At 68.1% G+C, this 19,654-nt stretch carries 23 protein-coding genes, 2 tRNA genes and 1 pseudogene; 22 read left to right on the forward strand and 4 right to left on the reverse strand.

What is annotated here, in order from left to right; all coding sequences use genetic code 11:
• The first annotated feature begins 39 nt into the window (after positions 1–39).
• The 20 genes and pseudogenes from ACLFA2_RS13505 (at position 40) to ACLFA2_RS13600 (ending at position 16,653) form a co-directional block, all read left to right on the forward strand.
• Positions 40–165 carry a hypothetical protein gene (locus tag ACLFA2_RS13505; RefSeq protein WP_426621458.1) on the forward strand — a complete coding sequence of 42 codons (126 nt, stop codon included), beginning with the start codon at positions 40–42 and terminating at the stop codon, positions 163–165.
• A gap of 3 nt (positions 166–168) precedes the next feature.
• The gene (locus ACLFA2_RS13510; protein ID WP_426621459.1) at positions 169–1,638 is read left to right on the forward strand and encodes a recombinase family protein; all 1,470 of its coding nucleotides are present in this window, start codon (positions 169–171) and stop codon (positions 1,636–1,638) included.
• Positions 1,639–2,414: 776 nt separating this feature from the next.
• Positions 2,415–2,771, forward strand: coding sequence for a hypothetical protein (locus ACLFA2_RS13515; RefSeq protein WP_426621460.1), 357 nt, complete (start codon positions 2,415–2,417; stop codon positions 2,769–2,771).
• A complete protein-coding gene (locus ACLFA2_RS13520; RefSeq protein ID WP_426621461.1) occupies positions 2,768–4,225 on the forward strand; it encodes a DNA primase family protein in 1,458 nt (485 codons plus the stop codon). The genes ACLFA2_RS13515 and ACLFA2_RS13520 overlap by 4 nt, the downstream gene beginning before the upstream one ends.
• A gap of 11 nt (positions 4,226–4,236) precedes the next feature.
• A complete protein-coding gene (locus ACLFA2_RS13525; RefSeq protein WP_426621462.1) occupies positions 4,237–4,863 on the forward strand; it encodes a hypothetical protein in 627 nt (208 codons plus the stop codon).
• The gene (locus tag ACLFA2_RS13530) at positions 4,860–5,315 is read left to right on the forward strand and encodes a hypothetical protein (RefSeq protein ID WP_426621463.1); all 456 of its coding nucleotides are present in this window, start codon (positions 4,860–4,862) and stop codon (positions 5,313–5,315) included. The genes ACLFA2_RS13525 and ACLFA2_RS13530 overlap by 4 nt, the downstream gene beginning before the upstream one ends.
• A 2-nt stretch (positions 5,316–5,317) precedes the next feature.
• Positions 5,318–5,503: a hypothetical protein gene (locus ACLFA2_RS13535; protein WP_426621464.1), complete on the forward strand. Its 186-nt coding sequence runs from the start codon at positions 5,318–5,320 to the stop codon at positions 5,501–5,503.
• Positions 5,504–5,507: 4 nt separating this feature from the next.
• Entirely contained in the window at positions 5,508–7,439 is a 1,932-nt protein-coding gene (locus tag ACLFA2_RS13540) for a phage tail protein (protein WP_426621465.1), read from the forward strand.
• Positions 7,440–7,455: 16 nt separating this feature from the next.
• The gene (locus tag ACLFA2_RS13545) at positions 7,456–7,836 is read left to right on the forward strand and encodes a hypothetical protein (RefSeq protein ID WP_426621466.1); all 381 of its coding nucleotides are present in this window, start codon (positions 7,456–7,458) and stop codon (positions 7,834–7,836) included.
• Positions 7,833–8,015 carry a hypothetical protein gene (locus ACLFA2_RS13550; protein ID WP_426621467.1) on the forward strand — a complete coding sequence of 61 codons (183 nt, stop codon included), beginning with the start codon at positions 7,833–7,835 and terminating at the stop codon, positions 8,013–8,015. The genes ACLFA2_RS13545 and ACLFA2_RS13550 overlap by 4 nt, the downstream gene beginning before the upstream one ends.
• Before the next feature lie 125 nt (positions 8,016–8,140).
• Positions 8,141–8,251: pseudogene (locus ACLFA2_RS13555) on the forward strand (DUF4244 domain-containing protein); the annotation flags it as partial.
• Positions 8,251–8,646, forward strand: coding sequence for a TadE family type IV pilus minor pilin (locus ACLFA2_RS13560; RefSeq protein WP_021199121.1), 396 nt, complete (start codon positions 8,251–8,253; stop codon positions 8,644–8,646). The pseudogene ACLFA2_RS13555 and the gene ACLFA2_RS13560, both read left to right, overlap by 1 nt.
• Positions 8,646–8,972 (forward strand): hypothetical protein, encoded by a 327-nt coding sequence (locus ACLFA2_RS13565; protein ID WP_021199120.1) that lies wholly within the window; start codon positions 8,646–8,648, stop codon positions 8,970–8,972. Before ACLFA2_RS13560 ends, ACLFA2_RS13565 begins: the two co-directional genes overlap by 1 nt.
• A gap of 80 nt (positions 8,973–9,052) precedes the next feature.
• Positions 9,053–11,926, forward strand: a complete 2,874-nt coding sequence (gene topA, locus ACLFA2_RS13570; protein WP_167255708.1) for a type I DNA topoisomerase — start codon at positions 9,053–9,055, stop codon at positions 11,924–11,926.
• Complete coding sequence (gene tmk / locus ACLFA2_RS13575; protein ID WP_167255710.1) at positions 11,923–12,552, forward strand: dTMP kinase; 630 nt, start codon at positions 11,923–11,925, stop codon at positions 12,550–12,552. Before topA ends, tmk begins: the two co-directional genes overlap by 4 nt.
• Positions 12,553–12,623: 71 nt before the next feature.
• On the forward strand, positions 12,624–13,781 hold the full coding sequence (locus ACLFA2_RS13580; protein WP_347123270.1) for a DNA polymerase III subunit delta': 1,158 nt from the start codon (positions 12,624–12,626) through the stop codon (positions 13,779–13,781).
• Complete coding sequence (locus tag ACLFA2_RS13585) at positions 13,778–15,331, forward strand: alpha/beta hydrolase (RefSeq protein ID WP_029258703.1); 1,554 nt, start codon at positions 13,778–13,780, stop codon at positions 15,329–15,331. Before ACLFA2_RS13580 ends, ACLFA2_RS13585 begins: the two co-directional genes overlap by 4 nt.
• Before the next feature lie 70 nt (positions 15,332–15,401).
• A tRNA-Thr gene (locus tag ACLFA2_RS13590) sits at positions 15,402–15,474 on the forward strand.
• A gap of 67 nt (positions 15,475–15,541) precedes the next feature.
• On the forward strand, positions 15,542–16,123 hold the full coding sequence (locus ACLFA2_RS13595; protein WP_029267257.1) for an isochorismatase family protein: 582 nt from the start codon (positions 15,542–15,544) through the stop codon (positions 16,121–16,123).
• Positions 16,120–16,653 carry a DUF1697 domain-containing protein gene (locus ACLFA2_RS13600; RefSeq protein WP_426621468.1) on the forward strand — a complete coding sequence of 178 codons (534 nt, stop codon included), beginning with the start codon at positions 16,120–16,122 and terminating at the stop codon, positions 16,651–16,653. The genes ACLFA2_RS13595 and ACLFA2_RS13600 overlap by 4 nt, the downstream gene beginning before the upstream one ends.
• Here the strand turns inward: ACLFA2_RS13600 and ACLFA2_RS13605 are convergent.
• On the reverse strand, positions 16,634–16,858 hold the full coding sequence (locus ACLFA2_RS13605; protein WP_021199113.1) for a hypothetical protein: 225 nt from the start codon (positions 16,856–16,858) through the stop codon (positions 16,634–16,636). The genes ACLFA2_RS13600 and ACLFA2_RS13605 overlap by 20 nt on opposite strands.
• Positions 16,859–16,883: 25 nt before the next feature.
• On the opposite strand from ACLFA2_RS13605, the gene ACLFA2_RS13610 reads away from it, so the two are divergent.
• Positions 16,884–17,399: a CGNR zinc finger domain-containing protein gene (locus ACLFA2_RS13610; RefSeq protein WP_021199112.1), complete on the forward strand. Its 516-nt coding sequence runs from the start codon at positions 16,884–16,886 to the stop codon at positions 17,397–17,399.
• A 15-nt stretch (positions 17,400–17,414) separates the two neighbouring features.
• Here ACLFA2_RS13610 and ACLFA2_RS13615 read toward each other — a convergent pair whose 3' ends face one another.
• Complete coding sequence (locus ACLFA2_RS13615; protein ID WP_029267250.1) at positions 17,415–17,960, reverse strand: type 1 glutamine amidotransferase domain-containing protein; 546 nt, start codon at positions 17,958–17,960, stop codon at positions 17,415–17,417.
• A gap of 170 nt (positions 17,961–18,130) precedes the next feature.
• Here ACLFA2_RS13615 and ACLFA2_RS13620 point away from each other — a divergent pair, with 170 nt between their 5' ends.
• Positions 18,131–18,586 (forward strand): hypothetical protein, encoded by a 456-nt coding sequence (locus tag ACLFA2_RS13620; RefSeq protein WP_029267248.1) that lies wholly within the window; start codon positions 18,131–18,133, stop codon positions 18,584–18,586.
• Positions 18,587–18,612: 26 nt separating this feature from the next.
• On the opposite strand, the gene ACLFA2_RS13625 is transcribed toward ACLFA2_RS13620, so the two are convergent.
• Both ACLFA2_RS13625 and ACLFA2_RS13630 read right to left on the reverse strand, forming a co-directional pair.
• Positions 18,613–18,685: transfer RNA gene (locus tag ACLFA2_RS13625), tRNA-Lys, on the reverse strand.
• 137 nt (positions 18,686–18,822) lie between these two features.
• Positions 18,823–19,482: a fasciclin domain-containing protein gene (locus tag ACLFA2_RS13630; RefSeq protein WP_021199109.1), complete on the reverse strand. Its 660-nt coding sequence runs from the start codon at positions 19,480–19,482 to the stop codon at positions 18,823–18,825.
• Positions 19,483–19,654: the final 172 nt, after the last annotated feature.

Raw genomic sequence — 19,654 nt, forward strand, 5'->3', positions numbered from 1 at the left:
CACCCCGATGCCCTGCATCCCACAGAAAGAAGGAACACGATGAAGAACATTCCCCTGCTGGATCGACGGCGCGCCGAGGCGTTGTTCGGCGACGACACCGGAGCCGCCACGGCCGAGTACGCGATCACGACGATGGCCATTGTTGTGAACATAGAGCAGACTTGATGCATGACCCCGAAACGCACCAAGGCCCTGCGCGCTGCGCTCTACGCCCGCCAGTCTGTCGCTGAGCCTGAGGGCATCGCCCGGCAGGTCGAGGCGTGCCAACAACTTGCGGATGCGCGCGACTACCTCGTCGTCGAGACCTACACCGACGACGCCGTCAGCGGATACAAGGCGCGCGGCGAGGGCACGGCGTTCGCCCGCATGCTCGAGGATGCTCGGGCGGGGCTGTTCGACGTGCTCATCGTGCGCAAGCTCGACCGCCTCGGGCGCTCGCTGTCAGCCCTCGAGGCGCTCAACGCGGCGCGGGTGCAACTCGTGACCACCGATGGCGCGGTCGACCTGACGAGCGCCTCGGGGCGCCTCATCGCCAACGTGCTCACCTCGGTCGCCCGAGCCGAGAGCGAGGTCAAGGCTGAGCGGCGAGTGTTCGCCAACGCCGACCGGCGCGGGCGCGGCATCCCGACCTCGGGGCGGGTGCCCTATGGCTACAAGTGGGTCACCACGGCCGAACGCCGCGAGCGCGGCACCATCGAGGCGTATGAGCTTGATGGCGAGCGAGCGCCCGACGTGCGCCGTATCTATGACGAGTTCCTCGCGGGCGTGCCCCTCGGCTCGATAGCGCGCGACCTGACCGTCGATGGCAGGCGCACCGCACCCACCAAGCGCCACCCCGAGGGGGTGCCGTTCACGCCCACCACCTTGCGGCGCATGCTGATGAGCCCTTACTACGCGGCGCTGTTGCCCCTGCCGGGCGACGACGGGGCGGTGTACGACCAGCGCGCCATCACCCGCGACACGTGCGAGCCCGGGGCGTGGCCTGCCATCGTCACGGCCGATGAGTGGGCTGAGGCCAAGACCCGGCTCGAGCACCCCGAGCGCAAGACCTCACCGGGGCCCACGCGCAAGTGGCTCTTGTCGGGCATCGCGCTGTGCGGGGTGTGCAAGCAACCCATCAGGGCAGGCGGGGGCGAGGCAGGCATCCACAGCTACAGGTGCGGGTCGATGGCCCATTTCATGCGCCGCGGGGTGCCCCTCGATGACTTCGTCGAGCGCCTCATCGTGGCTCGCCTCGAGCGCGATGACGCCGTCGACCTGCTCGTCGATCGAGAGCGCCCCGATGTCGATGCCCTGAGGGCTGAGCGGCGCCGCCTCGAGGTCAGCATCAGGCAGGCCGGTGACGACGAGCAGGACGGGCTCATCACGCGCCCCGAGCGGGTGCGCCTCACCAAGCGCGCCAACGCCCGCATCGCCGAGCTCGACGGCAAGCTACAGGCCGGCGCGAACGTCGAGCCGTTGCGCGACCTCGTCGGTGCGGCTGACGTACGGGGCGCGTGGGATGCGCTGCCCCTCGGTCGCAAGCGTGCTGTGCTCGAGGCGCTCATGACCATCGAGGTGCACAGCGTGGGGCAGGGCAACAGGCGCAATATGCCGGATGAGGCGATGGCCCGCACGCTCACCATCACCTGGCACTGAGGCGTCACTAGCTCGGGCCTGTAGATAGGGCTCGAGCTAAGAGCCCTCGGATGCGCCCTGTTAGCGACCGCGCCCGCTGTTGCTAACAGGGCATATTCCGAGGCCCTTAGCGCCGGCCACTCTTGTGCACCTGCCGCCCTGCGCTGAGCAGGCGCTCACCACCCGCGTCGCCCGTGCGATTCTCACCAACAACAGGCGCAGGTGCGCGCTGAGAGTAAGGCGATAACCCGCGTGATTCCGGGCATCGACCCCGCCCACCACCTGCCGCGCCTCGCGTGAGACAAGACCGCGTGACAGGCCCGTGTCTCACACCCTCGAGCCGAGCTAACGCGCCCTCGCAAGGCCCTCGTTAGGGCCAGCATGGCGGACATGGCGGATGGTTCCGGTAACCAGCTAGAAGCACTCATATAAGGGTAAGCAGAAGTATCCGCCATGTCCGCCATGCTCGGTGCGCCGAGGTGTCCCTAGAAACTTTTTCTGCGTGTATTTGCACGCAGCTTGGTAGTGGTTCGCCACTATCCCTACGCTTGAATCAGGCCCCGAGGTTCGCCTCGGTCAAGGTCTCCGCTGTTCCCCTCACCCATCGGGTGCGGGTCGCATGTGAGATTCGGGAATCCCTGGCCTAGATGAGCCCGAGGTCACTCCGCATTACCGGAGTGACCGACCATGACTGAGACCACGGGCGACAACACCATCGCCGACCTTGTCGCGTCTGCCCCGCCCCTGAGCGAGGGCGTGCGTGCCACCATCGCCGCCCTTTTCACGGTGGGTGCGCGATGAGCTTTGACAACCGCGACAAGGCCCGTGCGGCCGGCCTCAAGGGCAACGCATCACGCACCCCCGAGCAGGCCAGCGCCATCGGTAAGGCGGCCGCTCTCGCCCGCTGGGCCGGACACGACAAGGTCCGCGCCAGCTACCCGCTGCTGAGCGGCGCCGAGCTCGACCACTGGGTGTTGCAGATTCCGCTTGCTCAGCGCAGTGAGATGTCGCGCCCCCAGATTCGTCGCCGCGCCACCCTGCTCGCCCGTCAGGCGGCAGCGCAGGCCGCCGTCGAGGCCGCCAAGCCCCCGACCGACACCCCGTTCGCCCTGCTGCGCGATGAACTCGAGCGCCGAAAGGCGGGCAAGCGATGAGCCGCGAGGTGGTCGCCACCGAGCGCCACATGCTCGACGCGCTCAACGACACCGCCCGCGCCGACGAGGCCGCCGAGACCCTGCGTCACGGCCTTGTGAGCGAGAACGGCACGCAGTGGCTCGAGTGGGATGGCAAGCGCTGGCTCGAGGTGCCCGATGCCCGGGCGCTCGAGGTCGTGCGGCAGTGGCACTACGACTACAGCCGCGACGTGCTCGGCAACCTGCCGGCCAAAGACATCGGCCGCTTTCTCGGCATCGGGGCCATCAGCGCCACGCTCAAGCTACTGGCGGGCATCCTGATGCGCCGCGCTGACGAGTTCGACGCTCACCCCCACCTGCTCAACGTCGCCAACGGCGTGCTCGACCTGCGCACGGGCGAGCTGAGCCGCCACGACCCTCACCTGCTGCTCACCCGGCTCGCCCCGGTCGACTACAAGCCCGGCGCGACGCACAAAGACTGGCAGGCGGCACTCACCGCTCTGCCCAAGTCGGCGCGCGGCTACGCCCGCATGAGGTTCGGGCAGGCCATCACGGGGCACACGCCCGACGACGACACGCAGGTATTCCTCATCGGCGGCGGATCGAACGGCAAGAGCACGATGCTCGACGCGGTACGGCACGCCCTCGGCGACTACGCGACCGTCGTGCCCGACGAGGTGCTGCTCGCCCGCCCCGGCGACCACCCCGCCAGCCTCATGACGCTCAAGGGTGTGCGGCTCGCCGTCGCCGAGGAGCTGCCTGACGGGCACCGCATCAACGTCAAGCGCCTCAAGGACATCACCGGCACCGAGGTCATCACCGCGCGACGCATGCGGCAGGATTTCGTGAGCTTCCCCGCCACTCATTCGCTGTTCGTCAGCACCAACTACCTGCCCATCGTCAGCGAGACCGACCACGGCACCTGGCGCCGCCTCGTACCGCTGACGTTCCCCCGTGAGTTTGTCAGGGGCACCCCGGCTCGCAAGGGGCAGCGCAAGGGTGACAGGCACCTGCGCACACGCCTGCGCCGGGGCACTGGCGGGCGCTCCGAGGCCGTGCTCGCCTGGCTTGTCGCGGGTGCTCGGGAGTGGTTCGACGACGGCATGCGCCTGCCGCTGCCGCCCCAGCGCGTCGAGGATGATGCCCGCGCGTGGCGCAAGGAAACCGATGTCATCATGCGATTCGTCGACGACGCGCTCGCCATCGAGTCTGAGGCGTTCACGCTCTCGAGCGAGCTGTACGGGCTGTTCAGCGGATGGCAGGCGGTCAACGGCCTCGGCAAGTGGTCGATGCAGACATTCAGCGCACGCCTCGCTCAGCACGACGACCTCGCCGGCCGTGTCGAACTCACCAAGACCTACGCCGGCCGCGGCTGGCGAGGCATCGCCCTGCGCGACGACGCCCGCGTCAACGTCGAGTTCGCCCGACAGGTCGCGCACCTGACCCCCGCACCCACCACCATCACCACCGATTGAAAGGCACGACCATGACCGAAAAGACCCTGTACACCGAGCGCGTCAACGGCAAGCTGATCGCGCTGCCCGACCCCGTCGCACAGCCCGACATCGCGGCCGCGCTCGACAAGCTCAAGGCCATCAGCGCCGCACGCCGCGAGGCCCTCGTCGTCCGCGACTCGGCGAGCGCGAACCTCGCTCAGGCGATGACCAGCGAGCGCGACGACATCGCCAAGGCGATGCTCGACGACCTGTCGTTCGTGCCCGAGGGGGTCGCCGAGACCACCCTCGACGCGCAGACCGTGGCACGCACCGCACAGACCCGCCTCAGCGGTCTCGTCGAGGCGCGCAGGCTGGCCGTGGATGAGCTCGAGGCGGCCGTCGCGGCCAACGGCAAGGCGTGGGGCAAGTCGATGCGCGAGCGGGCCGCCAGCGCCGTGCTGACGCTCACCACCGCTCTCGACATGGCGGTCAAGGCACGACTCGAGCTCGACGAGGCGGTCGGCGTGCTCAAGATGCTCGAGGCCCGCAAGACCGGCGACGAGCCCGCCCTCAACCTGTCGATGCGGGGCGGCAACCACGCCATCGCCATCGGCACCGCCATCGACAACCTGCGCGAGGCGCTCGTGTCGGCTCAGCGAGAGGTCGAGGGGCTGTGAGCGAGGCGCGCATCGTCAGCGAGTGGCTGGCGGCAGGTCTCGCCGCCGAGGCCGCCGAGGATGAGGCCATCGCCGCTCGGCTCAGGGCTGTGCCCGACCCCGACCCGTTCGACGACGATTTCGGCACCAACGACCCGCACGAGCGCGTCATGTACGGGCTCATCACGGGCGAGCGGGCGGCCACGGCCGCCGAGGAACTCGAGCTAGACCTCGTCGAGCTCGAGGAGTTCAAGCGCCAGGCAATCGAGCGACGGGCGGCTGAGCTGCCTACCGTCACCGCGGCGTACGCGGTCATCGAGGCAGGCCTCACCGAGGTCACGCGCCGCGCCTACCTCGGGCTCGGCGAGGCGATGCCGGGCGAGCGTTCCGACCTGCTCAACGTGCTCGTCGGCATCTACCGCCTGCGCCTCGACGCACTGCCGTACCACCCCACCACCACGCGAAAGGCATGACCATGACCACCAAGACCCCCGCCCAGCTCCGGGCCCGTGAGGCCGCCCTCGTCGCCGAACTCGAGCGCCGCAAGACCTCGAGCGAGCGCCAGGCTGACGCCCTGCTCGGTGCTGAGGTCGACGACGACTACGACCCCAGCGTCGACACCAGCAAGCAGCAGGGCAACCACCTGCTCGGCGAGAGCTAGACCAATGGCGCTCACCATCGCTGAGGCTGAGGTCGACTTGACAGTCGACGCCTCAACTATGCCGGCCGGCGTATCCGACAAGCTCGAGGTCGCCGCGACCCCGGTGATGCACGGCACGGGCCTCGGGCTCGCCACCAAGCTCATCGGCGGATTCCTCGCGTTCAAGGGTGTGCAGGTCGTCGGCGATTGGCTGATGACAGCGGTGGATGGCGGCAGCGACCTCAATGAGGCGTTGAACAAGAGCACCGCGGTGTTCGGTGCCGAGGCTCGCACTGTCGAGCGGTGGGCGGGCTCAGCGGCTCTCAACGTCGGCATGACCGAGGGCGCCGCCCTGACGGCCGCCTCATCGCTGGGTGACATGTTCACACAGCTCGGGTTCACCTCGATCGCCGCGAGCGACATGAGCACCGCGACGGTGCAGGCGGCCGCCGACCTCGGCTCATTCAACAACCTCGAGACCGCTGATGTCGCCGACCGCATCAGCGCCGCGCTGAGGGGCGAATACGACAGCCTGCAATCGGTCATCCCCGGCATCAACGCGGCGCGCGTCGAGGCTGAGGCGATGGCGGCATCCGGCAAGACACTGGCGGGCGACCTGACCGCACAGGAGCGCGCGCAGGCAGTGCTCGCCATCGTCCACAAGGATGGCGCGGCCGCGATGGGTGATTTCGCCCGCACGAGCGACGACTACGCGAACAGCACCAAGATCGCGCAGGCACAGCTCAGCGACCTGCAAACCGAGGTCGGCACCGCGCTGCTCCCCACCGCCACCGATTTCATGACCCTCGTGCGTGATCGCATCATCCCCGCCTTTCAGGGCGCGGCTGGCTGGCTCACGGGCCAGCGGGACAACATCACGGGGTGGGGCATCGCGGCGGCCGCCAGCGTGGCGACGTTCACGACGCTCAACGCGCTCTATCCGCCCCTCAACGCCGCGTGGCAGGCGTACCGGCAGGGCACGCTCATCGCCACCACGGCGCAGTGGGCACTCAACGTCGCGGCATCCGTCAATCCGTTCGTGCTCATCATCACCGGCATCGCGCTGCTCGTCGGCGGGCTCGTCTGGCTCGCCACTCAGACGACGGTGTTTCAGGATGCCTGGGTGGCGGTCACAGGCTGGCTCGGCGAGGCGTTCACCTGGCTGTGGGCCAACGCCCTCGAGCCGGCCATCGCGGGCATCGGCGCCGCGTTCACCTGGGTCTACGAGAGCATCATCATGCCCGTGGTCACCGCCATCATGGTCTACATCGGGCTGTGGGCGGCCGCCGTCACCTGGCTGTGGGGCTCGGTGCTCTCGCCTGTGTTCGCCGCCATCGGCGAGGCGTTCACCTGGGTGTGGGGCAACGTCATTCAGCCCGTCATCGGCTACGTCACGCTAGCCCTGCAAGGGTGGGGCCTCATCGCCTCGTGGCTCTACGAGGCCGTCGTGCGCCCCGTGGTGGATGGCATGCGCACATCGTTCGAGTGGGTGCAGCGTTCCATCATCGCGCCGCTGGCATCGTTCCTGACGACCTCGATGTCGACGGTGGGAGACACGTTCCGCTCGGTGTTCGAGGGTGTGGCGGGTTTCTTCCGCACCGCCATTCTCATGGTGCTCGACGCCGTGCGCGCTCCCGTCAACGGCATCATCGGCATGGCCAACAGCGCCATCGACGGCCTCAACAGCATGAGCGTCGAGGTTCCCGACTGGGTGCCCATCGTCGGCGGCTCGACGTGGGGTCTCAACCTCGACAAGCTGCCGATGCTCGCCCGCGGCTCGCACTACGCGCCCGATGCGTTCATCGCAGGCGAGGCAGGCCCTGAGCTCGTCACCCGCCAGCCGCTCACCCTGGGCCCGACCATCACCGATGACGAGCCCATCAGGTTGCCCGAAGTCGTCACCGACGACCCCGAACTGGCAGGCCGCAAGCTCGCGCGCCTGTTCCTCGTCGCATAACGAAAGTGAGACCGCCATGCCTATCGACCCCCGCACCCCAGTCGGTGACTACGACCGCATCGCCCTCGAGCTCAAGGGCCTCAAGGATCGGCTCAGCGACCTCGAGGCACCGAACGGCACCCAGTTGTTCAAGACCGTCGCCAAGCTCGAGCTGCTCGTCAACGACATTCAGGCCCAGCTAGCCGAGTTCATCGCCAACGATGTCGAGGCCATCGTCGACCAGCGGGTCGCCATCGCGCTCGCCTCGTGGTTCTCGGGCTCGGTGTCGATCGGCGGCAACCTGTTCGTCAACGGCACGGTCACGGTGCCGGGCGCTCGGGCCACACCACTCAGCACGGCACCCAACCGTGTCGCCGCCTGGATCGCGGGCGACGGTCGACTCGGGCACACGTCATGAGTTACGCACTCGACGGGCACGTCACCCGCACGGATCGGTCATCCGACACCGGCACCCTCGTCGTGTGCACCTGTGGCGCGACGCTCGGGCCGATGATGAACCATGACACGGCCCTCAGCGTCGCTCGAGAGCACCGAGGGATGCACCGCGTGCACGGGCAGCGCCCCGCTGACCCGTAGACCCCCGGGCGGCCGGCCTTTCGGAGTGTTGCGACGGCCGCCCGGTTCCGCGTTTCGACGCGATGAGAGAGCCCCCTTAGCGAGTGGAACGCCGAGGGGGCTCTCGCCTTATCCGCCCTATCTGCGCAACAGTTGCTGCTGTGGCTTTCGCAGGACTCCTCGTCGTCATCATGCGATCGGACGAAGTGCGTGGCATTCTCACCGATCTCGTGCGCCGGGCGCTGACGGTGTCGTGATGAAGATCACGAGACGATCCCGGAACGCCCGTGGCGTCGGCGAGGTGTCGCCGGCGCCGCGACACGCGGGCGACCGCGGATCCGTCTCGGCGGAGTTGGCCCTCGCTCTTCCCGCGGTGGTGCTGGTGTTCCTGCTCGGCGCGGGAGCCCTCGGCACGGCATCCCGCCAGGTGGCGCTGCAGGATGCCTCTGCCGACGCGGCGCGCCTGCTCGGACGCGGCGAAGAACAGGGCACCGCGAAGCGCGTGGTGCAGTCCGCAGTCCCGGGAGCGGGGATGACATCCTCGCTCTCGGGCGACCTCGTCTGCGTCAGCGCGTCGCTCGACGTTTCCGTCGGATCGGTGCTCCGTCTGCCTCTTCGTGCCAGGAGTTGCGCGCTCGACGGGGGACTCTGATGGCAGGTTCGGCGCTCGCGGCGGGAGTTCTCGCCGTCGCGGCGACGCTGTCCCTCGGCCTCGCCGCTGTCGGCGGGGCTGCGGTGACAGCACAGCGGGCGGCGGGTGCCGCTGATGCCGCGGCGCTCGCCGTCGCGGACGCCGCGAGCGGTGCCGTGCCGACCGACGAGCAGCCCTGTGAACTCGGAGCGAGGGTCGCGCGGGCGTCGGATGCCGTGCTCACCGGCTGTGTCCTCAGGGGCTTCGTGGCGACCGTGGAGGTGCAGGCGGCGTACGCTGGACTCGCAGCCGTCTCCCGAGCCCGTGCCGGGCCACCCGAGGGATAGCGACGGCAGCGCGACCTCGCTCACTGTGAACGACCCCGCACAGTGGTGTGTATGGTGTGCTTCGAAGAAAGGACGCACCCTTGGCTGAAGGCAAGAAGCTCGTCATCGTCGAGTCCCCGACGAAGATGCGGTCTATTCAGGGATACCTCGGCGACGGCTACGAGGTGCTCAGCTCCGTCGGCCACATCCGCGACCTCGCTGACAAGAAGGACATCCCGGCTGCGGACAAGCAGGCCTACGGGAAGTACTCCATCGACATCGACAACGGATTCGACCCGTACTACGTCGTCTCCGATCGGAAGACCAAGACGGTCGCCGAACTCAAGCGCGCGCTGAAAAGCGCCGACGAACTCCTGCTCGCCACTGATGAGGACCGCGAGGGCGAGGCGATCGCCTGGCATCTGCTCGAGACCCTCAAGCCCAAGGTGCCCGTGAAGCGGATGGTGTTCCACGAGATCACCAAGGATGCGATCCAGGCCGCAGTCGGCAACACACGCGAACTCGACCACGACCTCGTCGATGCACAGGAGACCCGACGCATCCTCGACCGTCTGTACGGCTGGGACGTCTCGCCCGTGCTCTGGTACAAGGTGAAGACAGGCATCTCGGCCGGACGCGTGCAGTCCGCTGCGACCCGCCTGATCGTCGACCGGGAGCGCGAGCGCATGGCGTTCACCTCCGCCGAGTACTGGGACGTCGATGCGGCGGCTGCCGCGACCGGCACCTCGTTCAAGATCCGTCTGGTGCGCGTCGACGGTGGCCAGCTCGCTCGCGGTAGCGACTTCGATGACGACGGCAAGCTCAAGAAGGCCGTCGTCATCCTCGATGAGGCCGCAGCGTCTGCCCTGGCGAAGGCCGTCGACGCCGTGGGCGCCGGCACCGTCACCAAGGTCGAGGCGAAGCCCGGCACCCGCAGCCCCTACGCTCCCTTCACGACATCCACGATGCAGCAGGAAGCCGGGCGCAAGCTCTCGATGGGCGCGAAGCAGGCGATGGGTGTCGCCCAGCGCCTGTACGAGAAGGGCTACATCACCTATATGCGTACCGACTCCACGTCGCTGAGCACCCAGGCGGTGCAGGCGGCGCGGAGCCAGGCGGTGGCCCTCTACGGCGACGCCGCGGTGCCGCTGAAGCCGCGGGTGTACAAGTCCAAGAGCAAGAACGCACAGGAGGCCCACGAGGCCATCCGTCCGTCCGGTGACAACTTCCGCACGCCGGCCTCGCTGTCGTCGGAACTCGATCGCGACGAGCAGCGCCTCTACGACCTCATCTGGAAGCGCACCGTCGCCAGCCAGATGGCCGATGCCAAGTACGAGACCACCACGGTCACGATCGCCGTCGACGCCGCGGGCAAGAAGGCCGAGTTCACGGCCTCCGGGACCGTGTACACCTTCAAGGGCTTCCTGGAGGCGTACGAAGAGGGTCGCGATGAGAAGCGCGGCGACGCGGACGCCGCGGAGAACCAGTCGCTCCCCGCTGTCGCGGTCGGCGATCAGCTCGCGGTGTCGGATGCGGAGGCCAAGGGGCACCGCACCACCCCGAAGCCGCGATACACCGAGGCTTCGCTCGTGAAGGTGCTCGAGGAGAAGGGCATCGGTCGCCCCTCGACGTTCGCCTCGATCCCCGAGACGATCCTCGATCGTGGGTACGCGGTCAAACGTGGGCAGGCCCTCGTGCCGACCTGGCTCGCGTTCAGTGTCGTGCGCCTGCTCGAAGAGCACTTCGCCGAACTCGTCGACTACGACTTCACGGCTGCGCTCGAAGACGACCTCGACACGATCGCCCGCGGCGAGCAGAACCGGGTCGAGTGGCTCAAGTCCTTCTACTTCGGATCCGACAACCACGTGGGTCTGCGCCAGGTCGTCGACAACCTCGGTGAGATCGACGCTCGTGCACTGAACTCCACGCGCATCACCGACACGGCCACACTTCGCTTCGGCAAGTACGGCCCGTATCTCGAAGTGGCCGACCCCGCGAACCCCGAGGCCAAGCCGCGCATCGTCAACGTGCCGGAAGACCTCGCACCCGACGAGCTGACCGCTGAGAAGGCTCAGGAGCTCATCGACGCTCCCGTCGCCGGCGACCGCGTGCTGGGGGAGAACCCCGAGAACGGCAAGATCATCGTGGTGAAGGACGGCCGGTTCGGGCCGTACGTGCAGGAGAACGACCCCGTGTCGGAAGACGCGGCGGTCGACGAGACCACGGGCGAGGTCGTCGAGGCTCCGAAGCCGAAGCGCGGTTCGAAGAAAGAGGCTGCCCCGAAGCCCCGCACTGCATCGCTCTTCCGCTCGATGTCGGTCGACGAGATCGATCTCGACACCGCGCTGAAGCTGCTCAGCCTTCCCCGCATCGTGGGCGTCGACCCGGAATCCGGCGACGAGATCACGGCGCAGAACGGCAGGTTCGGGCCGTACCTGAAGAAGGGCACCGACTCGCGTTCGCTCGAGTCCGAGTCGCAGATCTTCGACGTGACGCTCGAACAGGCACTCGAGATCTACGCGCAGCCGAAGTACGGCGCAGGCCGTCGGGCCTCCAGCGCGCTCGCCGAATTCGAGGCCGACCCTGTCAGCGGGAAGCCGATCCGCATCCGCGACGGCCGTTTCGGCGCGTATGTGACCGATGGCGAGACGAACGTGACGATCCCGCGCGGTCAGACCGTCGACGACATCACCTTCGAGGTTGCGGTCCAGATGCTCGCCGACAAGCGTGCCAAGGGCCCGGCCCCCAAGCGCGGAGCGGCCAAGAAGGCTCCTGCCAAGAAGCCTGCAGCCAAGAAGACCGCCGCCAAGCCAGCTGCCAAGACGACCGCCGCCAAGAAGGCCCCTGCGAAGAAGCCGGCAGCGAAGAAGACCACCGCTGCCGCGTCCGCCGCTCGTTCGGCCGCGGCCAAGAAGGCCGCGGCGACGCGTGCGGCCAATGCGGCAGCGAAGGCGGCGGAGAAGGCGGACTCGTGACCTCAGGGCACGGGGTATGGATCACGTTCGAGGGCGGCGACGGCTCGGGGAAGACCACGCAGTCGAATCTGCTCGCCGAGTGGCTCGAAGGAGCCGGACGCACGGTGGTCCGCACGCGTGAACCCGGGGGTTCCGAGGTGGGACAGCTGATCCGAGACATCGTGCTGCACCATCGGGGCGACATCGCGCCCCGAGCGGAGGCACTGCTGTACGCCGCGGATCGGGCTCACCATGTCGCCACCGTCGTGCGACCAGCGCTCGAGCGGGGCGACATCGTGCTGCAGGATCGCTACCTCGATTCGTCCGTGGCGTATCAGGGTGCCGGCCGCGTGCTCGACGCGGCCGAGATCCGAGACCTGTCGCTCTGGGCGGCGGAAGGCGCGCTTCCGGACCTCACGATCCTGCTCGACCTCGACCCTGCGGCGGCGCGCACCCGTCTGGACTCCGCCGACAAGCCCTTCGACCGGCTCGAAGCCGAGAAGGCGGAGTTCCACGAACGCGTGCGCGACGCCTTCCTCACACTCGCGGAGGAAGAAGAGGAGCGGTTCCTCGTCGTCGATGCCTCCTCCGCGCCGGAGATCATCGCGGAACGGATCCGTGCGGGAGTCGACGCCCTTCTCGACTGAGCCGACCTGGCCGGTCGGCTCGACCACGATCTCGTGCGGTGGGCGTCGGTGGTCGCGATTAGGCTGAGTGCATGCCCCAGACCGTTCCCGCCCCTTTTCCCTGGGCGGATGTGTGGGGGCAGGACGCCGCCGTCGACACTCTCCGCGCCGCCGCATCCGATCCGTCCGCGCTCTCGCACGCCTGGTTGATCACGGGCCCGCCGGGCTCCGGGCGCTCCACCCTCGCGTACGCGTTCGCCGCGGCGTTGATCGCCGACCGACCTGACGACGAGAATGCGATGCGGCAGGTGCTCGCCGGTACTCACCCCGACGTCACGGCACTGCGTACCGACAAGGTCATCATCACGATCGCCGAAGCGCGCGGTCTGGTTGAACGCTCGTACTTCGCGCCCTCTGCGGGGCGCTATCGGGTCATCGTGGTCGAAGACGCCGACCGCATGGTCGAGCGCACCTCCAACGTGCTCCTGAAGGCGCTCGAAGAGCCGCCGGAACAGACGGTGTGGATCCTGTGCGCGCCGAGCGAGGCCGATCTGCTCCCCACGATCCGATCGCGCGTGCGGTCGTTGCGGTTGCGGGAACCCGATGTCGCCGATGTCGCCCGGCTCATCGGTCTTCGCACGGGCGTCGATGCGGGCGTCGCAGAGCAGGCGGCACGGCACGCCCAGCGCCACATCGGCATGGCTCAGCGACTGGCCACCGACGATGCGGCTCGGCGTCGGCGAGACGAGACCCTCCGCTCCGTCCTCGGCGTCAGGGGAGTCGGCGGTGCCGTCGAGGTCGCCGGGCGCATCATCCAGGCGGCGACGGAGGATGCGAAGGCGCTCACGGCCGAACGCGACGCTCAGGAGCGCGCTTCGCTGCTGCGTACCATCGGCATCGCCGAGGGGCAGGCGGTGCCGCCGGCGCTGCGCACGCAGCTCTCCGCACTCGAAGACGATCAGAAGAAGCGGGCCACGCGGAGCCTCCGCGACGGGATCGACCGTGTTCTCACCGATCTGCAGTCGCTGTTCCGCGATGTGGTTATGGTGCAGTTCGGACAGGGCCACGACCTCATCAACAGCGAGTTGCGCACCGAGCTGTCCGACCTCGCTTCCGCCTGGTCCGAGACCCGTACTCTTGTCGTACTTGACCACCTTGCCGAGACGCGGCAGTCGTTGGAGCGCAATGTCGCTCCTCTGCTCGCCCTGGAAAGCTTGCTCGTGACGATCACGAGCGGGAGGAAACCGTGAACAACCGATCGACTTCCCGCTGGCGTCGAGCCGCCGCGATCATCGCAGGGCTCGCAGCCGCATCCGTCGCACTCTCGGGGTGCCTGTACGCGATGATTCCCGAACAGTCCTCGCGGCCGGCGACGTCCAGCGAACCCGACACCGAGGGCGTCGCGGAGGATCTGCTGCCCTTCTACTCGCAGGATCTCACCTGGACCGAGTGTGGCGTTGGCTTCGACTGCACCGACGTGACGGCCCCTCTCGACTGGGAGGACCCGGGCAAGGGTGAGATCACCCTCTCGGTGGTCCGGCACCGTGCCGAGGGCACTCCCGTCGGTTCGCTGCTGACGAATCCGGGCGGCCCCGGGGCCAGCGGCGTCGACCTGATCCTCAACAGCCTCGACTTCGCGGTCGGCGCCGACCTCATCGAGAACTTCGATGTGATCGGCTTCGATCCGCGCGGAGTCGGTGACTCGACCGCGGTGAAGTGCTACGACGCCCCGCAGATGGACGACTACCTCTACGGCATTCCTTCCGCTGCCCGTGGGACGGCCGAGTGGGAGGCCGAGCTGCTCGACTCCCACAAGGCCTTCGCCGAGGCGTGTGATGCGAACAGCAACGGCATCCTGCCCTACATCACGACCGTCAACGCGGCCCGGGACATGGATCTGATCCGGGCGGTGCTGGGCGACAAGCAGCTGAACTACCTCGGCTACTCGTACGGCACGTTCCTCGGTGCGACCTACGCGAAGCTGTACCCCGAGAAGGCAGGCCGCCTGGTGCTCGACGGCGCCATCGATCCGGCCGTCCCCGGGCTCGAGGTCGGGGCGACCCAGGCACTCGGGTTCGAATCCGCGTTGCGCGCCTACATGCAGGACTGCCTCGACTCGGGGGAATGCCCGTTCAACGGCACCGTGGACGAGGCGATGGCCGATCTGGGCGCACTGCTGGCGAGCGTCGACAGCACGCCTCTGAAAAGCGGAGACGGCCGCATGCTGGGTGCCGACTCGCTGATGACGGCCATCATCGCCGCGCTCTACTCGCAGGACAGCTGGGGCTACCTCACGCAGGCGCTCGACGAGGCTCTTCAGGGCGACCCGACCTCGGCACTGTTCCTCGCCGACTTCTACAACGGCCGAGAGAACGGCACCTACACCGACAACTCCGCCGAGGCGTTCCGTGCCTACAACTGCATGGACTACCCGGTGGAAGACGACCCGGCCGCGGAAGCGGCGACGAACGCGAAGATCGCCGAGGGCGCCCCGACGATCGCGCCGTACTGGACGGGCCCCGACTCCTGCGCGGTCTGGCCCTACCCGCCCACGGGCACGCGGGGTGAGATCAAGGCCGAAGGCGCCGGTCCCATCCTCGTGATCGGCACCACGAACGACCCGGCCACCCCCTACGAGTGGTCGGAGTCGCTCGCGAAGCAGCTCGAAGAAGGCATCCTCATCACGCGCGTCGGCGAGGGCCACACCGGCTACAACAAGGGCAACGCCTGCGTCGATGATGCGGTCGAGGCGTTCCTGCTCGACGACGTCGTGCCGGAAGACGGTCTCCGCTGCGAGTGATCGCGGTCTCGATTCGCGAGTGAGCGCGAGACAGGGTAATATCGGTGATCGCGCCGCTCACGCGTCGCACGCCGCTTTAGCTCAGTCGGCAGAGCATTTCACTCGTAATGAAAAGGTCGTCAGTTCGATTCTGACAAGCGGCTCCGAAGGCCCCGTGATGCGAAGAACATCACGGGGCCTTTCCCGTTCCGCACCGCGTACCCTCGAAGCATGAGCAGAGCGCTTCTCATCGTCGATGTGCAGAATGACTTCACCGAAGACGGCGCCCTCGCCGTCGCGGGCGGCGATGCGGTGGCCGCAGCCGTCACGGCATTCCTCGCCGCCCACACGGGCGACTACGCGGTGATCATCGCCTCGAGGGATTGGCACGATGCCGACGGCGACAACGGCGGACATTTCGCCGACGGCCCCGACTACGTCGACTCCTGGCCTGTGCATTGCGTCGCGGGGACCACGGGGGCGGCGTACGACCCGCTGCTCGCGACCGATGCCGTGACGCACCACGTCCTCAAAGGGCAGGGGAGGCCGGCGTATTCGATGTTCGAGGGGCAGACAGAGGCCGGGGAGACGGTCGGCGCCATCCTGACCGCAGCAGGTGTGCTCAGCGCCGACGTGGTGGGCCTCGCGACAGATCACTGCGTCAGGGCGAGCGCCCTCGACGCCATTGCGCACGGCGTGCGGGTCCGCATCCTCACCGACCTCGTCGCCGGTGTCGCCGCGGAGACCAGTGATGCCGCACTCGCCGAACTCGTCCACGCGGGGGCGGAGCTGGTCGAGAGCGCCGACGCGTGAGCCGCAGCGTCCTGCTCCTGCGGGCGGTCAACGTCAGCGGCCGCAACAGGGTGCCGATGTCGCGCCTCCGCGAGCTGCTCACGGCAGAGACCGAGCTGAACGACGTCTCCACCTACATCGCGAGCGGCAACATCATCTGCGAAACACCGGAGCATCCGGCTGCCACGTGTGCGGCCGTCCGCATGGCCATCCACGATGAGTTCGGCGTCGACACCCCGGTCATCCACCGCACTCATGCGCAGCTGGTCTCTTCGGAATCCGCCCAGCCGTTTCCCGAAGGCGACGTGAAGTCCGTGCACGCGATGTTCCTGGAGGGTGCGCCCTCGGGCGACGGGATCGAGGCGTTGCAGCAGCGTCTCCGCGACACCGAGCGGATCGCGCTGATCGGCGACGACCTGTGGATCGATTACGGTGCGGGCGGCGTGCACTCCACGAAGCTCACCAAGACGGTGCTCGATCGCGCGCTCGGAGTGGCTGGAACGGCGCGTAACCTGCGGACGACGCGCACGCTCATCGAACTGACGGCGTGACGCCGCCCAGTTCGCCGCTCAGCGCTGCCGGAGGCGTCTGCGAATGCGCCTGCACGTCGACCCGGCGCGTGTCACAGGCGGTGCACCGCACGTAGAGCACGACGCCCTCGCTCGTCGGATGCCGGGACTCCACGAGCCAGGCGTGCTCGTGCGCCTCGGCGGCGGGGCGGATGCGGGGGACGGGAAGGGTGTTCAGCGAGGTCATGCTTCCAGCGTGATGTAATGGTCTTATGCATCTCAACCCTTACGGTGAGTACGCGGTGCTGCTCGCCGCGTCGCTGGCCAACGACTGGCCGGAGACCCGCGCTGGGATCGAGGAGCGCACCCTGGAGCTCGGGATGACGCAGACGTTCCCGCCCGCCGCCGACGACCACGAGAAGGTCAGAGCCGTCATCGACGACTGGCTGGCGATCGTGGATCAACCCGACCCCGACGCGCGGGCGGTGCTACTCAACGCACAACTCGCCGCCGCAGCCGCCTATCCGAGATTGACGAACCACGACGGCGAGGGGTGGCACCTGCACTACCGCGACGACGTCCCGTCCCTGCCCTACGTGCTCCGGGCGATCATCAGCCTCGGCACGTCGCTGCACCTGGTCACCCGGGGAATGAGCCGGCTCGGCCGATGCCAGGCCACGCCGTGCACGAACGTCGTCGCGGACGTGACCCGCAACGGCCGCCAGCGCTTCTGCTCCGTGCGCTGCGCGAACCGTGCGGCCGTGCGTCGGCACCGTGCGCGAGCCTGAGCCTGAGCCTGACCGTCAGGCGGTCTGTCCGGCGTGCTTCCCTTCGCCGATCTCCTCGACGAGCTTCGCGTTGAAAGCCGGCAGGTCGTCGGGAGTGCGGCTGGAGACCAGGCCCTCATCGACCACCACCTCCTCATCCACCCACGTCGCTCCGGCGTTGCGCAGATCGGTGGTCAGGCTCGGATAGCTGGTGAGCGTGCGTCCGTCGACGACACCGGCTTCGATCAGGATCCACGCACCGTGGCAGATCACGCCTACCGGCTTGTGCTGCTCGAAGAATGCTCGTGCCAGGTCGATCGAAGCCTTGTCCATGCGCAGGTGATCGGCGTTGACGACGCCGCCGGGGAGTACCAGCGCGTCGAAATCGTCCGCACTGGTCTCGGTTGCGCGCAGATCGACGGCTTGCTCATGGCCGTTCTTGCCGGTGATGGCAGCGCCGTCCGGAGCGATCAAGGTCGCGCTCGCGCCTTCTGCCGTCACGGCATCCCAGGGACTCGTGAGCTCACTGTCTTCGAATCCGTCTGTCGCGAGGAATGCCACGCGGCTGCCGCTGAGAGTCATCGTCCGTCCTTTCCTGGAGAGTCGTCCGCCGTTCGGGGACGACTCGACGATCTCCCGGATCGGGGGAGGAGGGAAGGGGGTGGCCGAGGTGATGAGCCGGTGATAAGGGGGAACGGTCTTCCACGGAGCGCTCGTCACAGGTGCGCGAGTCCCGGCAGTACGATCCAGATATGCGCGTCCGTCCTGCACTCGTCCTCCTCCCGGTACTCATCCTGCTCGCGGGGTGTGCCCCCGAGCCGGCGTCGAGCCCTTCGCCCTCCGCATCGAGGACCTCTTCACCCACGCCCACCCCGACCCCCTCGGCGATCGAGACCACGGAACCGCCGGCGACGGGAACGGAGTTCACCACGACTGCGCTCGTCGATCTCTGCACCGAGAGGACCCGAGCTCTCGCACCGGATGCCACGTATTTCGGAGACATGGCGACCACCGAATGGCTCGCGTCGTCGTCGCTCTGGTTCGTGGTCATCCCCAAGTCGCTCGACGGTGCGGACAGCGTCGCGGTGTGCGGCATCGGGGGAAGCCAGGAAGCGCCGGTCTTCGCTCTCGAAGGGGAGTCGCTGCCGGACGGTGTGGCCGACATCCGAGCGGAGCTGTTGTCGGGCGCGCCCGGCGGCGAGTCCTGAGACAGTCGCCGAGCGGCGACCTGCGGTGGGCCCCGTGGGGCTCGAACCCACGACCCGCGGATTAAAAGTCCGATGCTCTGCCAACTGAGCTAGAGGCCCCTCATCAAAGTCTAGTGCGCACGACGAGGGGCCGTCGGCGACACAGCACCGCCGACGGCCCCTTTTCCCTCTCGGGATCCTCCCCCTGCTTCCGAGAGGGCGTGTGCCGGGCGTCCTCCCACCCGGCGATCCCTGGCTCAGGAAGCCGGGGGCATCAGAACCGTGTCGATGAGGTACACGGTCGCGTTCGCGGTCTTGACTCCACCGCAGATCACCTTGGCGTCGTTGACCATCAGGTCGTCACCGCTGCCCGTGACCTCGAGCTCGGCGCCCTGCACGGTCTTGTGCATGCCGTCGATGTCGGCCGGGTCGATCTGGCCGGGAACCACGTGGTACGTCAGGATCGAGCTCAGCGTGGCGCTGTCGGTCTTGAGGGCCTCGATGGTGGCCGGGTCGATCTTCGCGAACGCGTCGTCGACCGGTGCGAAGACCGTGAACTCGCTGCCGTTCAGGGTGTCGACGAGGTCGACGTCGGGGTTGAGCTGTCCGCTCACCGCCGAGACCAGCGTGGTCAGCAGCGGGTTGTTCGAGGCCGCGACCGCGACCGGGTCCTGCGACATTCCCTCGACGGAACCCGCGCCGTCCGGCACAGCGTCGGCGTATGCCGCGCAGCCGGGGCCGACCAGGTTGGCTGCCGGGTCCATCTCCATCGGCGTCGACTCCGACGTCTCCGGTGCCTTCGGCTCGGAAGACGAGTCCGAGGTGCTGCCGCTGCCCATGGAACAGGCGGAGAGCAGGAACGCGCTCGCCAGGCCGAGGGTGATTGCCGCGGTGACCTTCTTCTTGGTGCTGAACATGTCGAGCTCCTTCAGAAAACTGAGCCACGGCCTCTCCGTGGCGTCGAGTGCTGTTCGGAGCCCGTTCGGGATCGGATGGGAAGAATCTCAGAAATCTTGGAAACAGCTCCGACGACGGCGCCGGAGCGCACGATTCGCGAGGTCGATTCCTTCACATTCGGGTGACGTCTGC

The sequence above is a fragment of the Microbacterium sp. As-52 genome, from assembly GCF_049949185.1.
GTDB lineage: Bacteria > Actinomycetota > Actinomycetes > Actinomycetales > Microbacteriaceae > Microbacterium > Microbacterium maritypicum_A.

Coding starts and splice junctions, on each gene's coding strand:
- ACLFA2_RS13505 (WP_426621458.1), top strand. CDS start 40: ATGAAGAACATTCCCCTGCTGGATCGACGGCGCGCCGAGGCGTTGTTC.
- ACLFA2_RS13510 (WP_426621459.1), top strand. CDS start 169: ATGACCCCGAAACGCACCAAGGCCCTGCGCGCTGCGCTCTACGCCCGC.
- ACLFA2_RS13515 (WP_426621460.1), top strand. CDS start 2,415: ATGAGCTTTGACAACCGCGACAAGGCCCGTGCGGCCGGCCTCAAGGGC.
- ACLFA2_RS13520 (WP_426621461.1), top strand. CDS start 2,768: ATGAGCCGCGAGGTGGTCGCCACCGAGCGCCACATGCTCGACGCGCTC.
- ACLFA2_RS13525 (WP_426621462.1), top strand. CDS start 4,237: ATGACCGAAAAGACCCTGTACACCGAGCGCGTCAACGGCAAGCTGATC.
- ACLFA2_RS13535 (WP_426621464.1), top strand. CDS start 5,318: ATGACCACCAAGACCCCCGCCCAGCTCCGGGCCCGTGAGGCCGCCCTC.
- ACLFA2_RS13540 (WP_426621465.1), top strand. CDS start 5,508: ATGGCGCTCACCATCGCTGAGGCTGAGGTCGACTTGACAGTCGACGCC.
- ACLFA2_RS13545 (WP_426621466.1), top strand. CDS start 7,456: ATGCCTATCGACCCCCGCACCCCAGTCGGTGACTACGACCGCATCGCC.
- ACLFA2_RS13550 (WP_426621467.1), top strand. CDS start 7,833: ATGAGTTACGCACTCGACGGGCACGTCACCCGCACGGATCGGTCATCC.
- ACLFA2_RS13560 (WP_021199121.1), top strand. CDS start 8,251: ATGAAGATCACGAGACGATCCCGGAACGCCCGTGGCGTCGGCGAGGTG.
- ACLFA2_RS13565 (WP_021199120.1), top strand. CDS start 8,646: ATGGCAGGTTCGGCGCTCGCGGCGGGAGTTCTCGCCGTCGCGGCGACG.
- ACLFA2_RS13580 (WP_347123270.1), top strand. CDS start 12,624: ATGCCCCAGACCGTTCCCGCCCCTTTTCCCTGGGCGGATGTGTGGGGG.
- ACLFA2_RS13595 (WP_029267257.1), top strand. CDS start 15,542: ATGAGCAGAGCGCTTCTCATCGTCGATGTGCAGAATGACTTCACCGAA.
- ACLFA2_RS13605 (WP_021199113.1), bottom strand. CDS start 16,858: ATGACCTCGCTGAACACCCTTCCCGTCCCCCGCATCCGCCCCGCCGCC.
- ACLFA2_RS13610 (WP_021199112.1), top strand. CDS start 16,884: ATGCATCTCAACCCTTACGGTGAGTACGCGGTGCTGCTCGCCGCGTCG.
- ACLFA2_RS13615 (WP_029267250.1), bottom strand. CDS start 17,960: ATGACTCTCAGCGGCAGCCGCGTGGCATTCCTCGCGACAGACGGATTC.
- ACLFA2_RS13620 (WP_029267248.1), top strand. CDS start 18,131: ATGCGCGTCCGTCCTGCACTCGTCCTCCTCCCGGTACTCATCCTGCTC.
- ACLFA2_RS13630 (WP_021199109.1), bottom strand. CDS start 19,482: ATGTTCAGCACCAAGAAGAAGGTCACCGCGGCAATCACCCTCGGCCTG.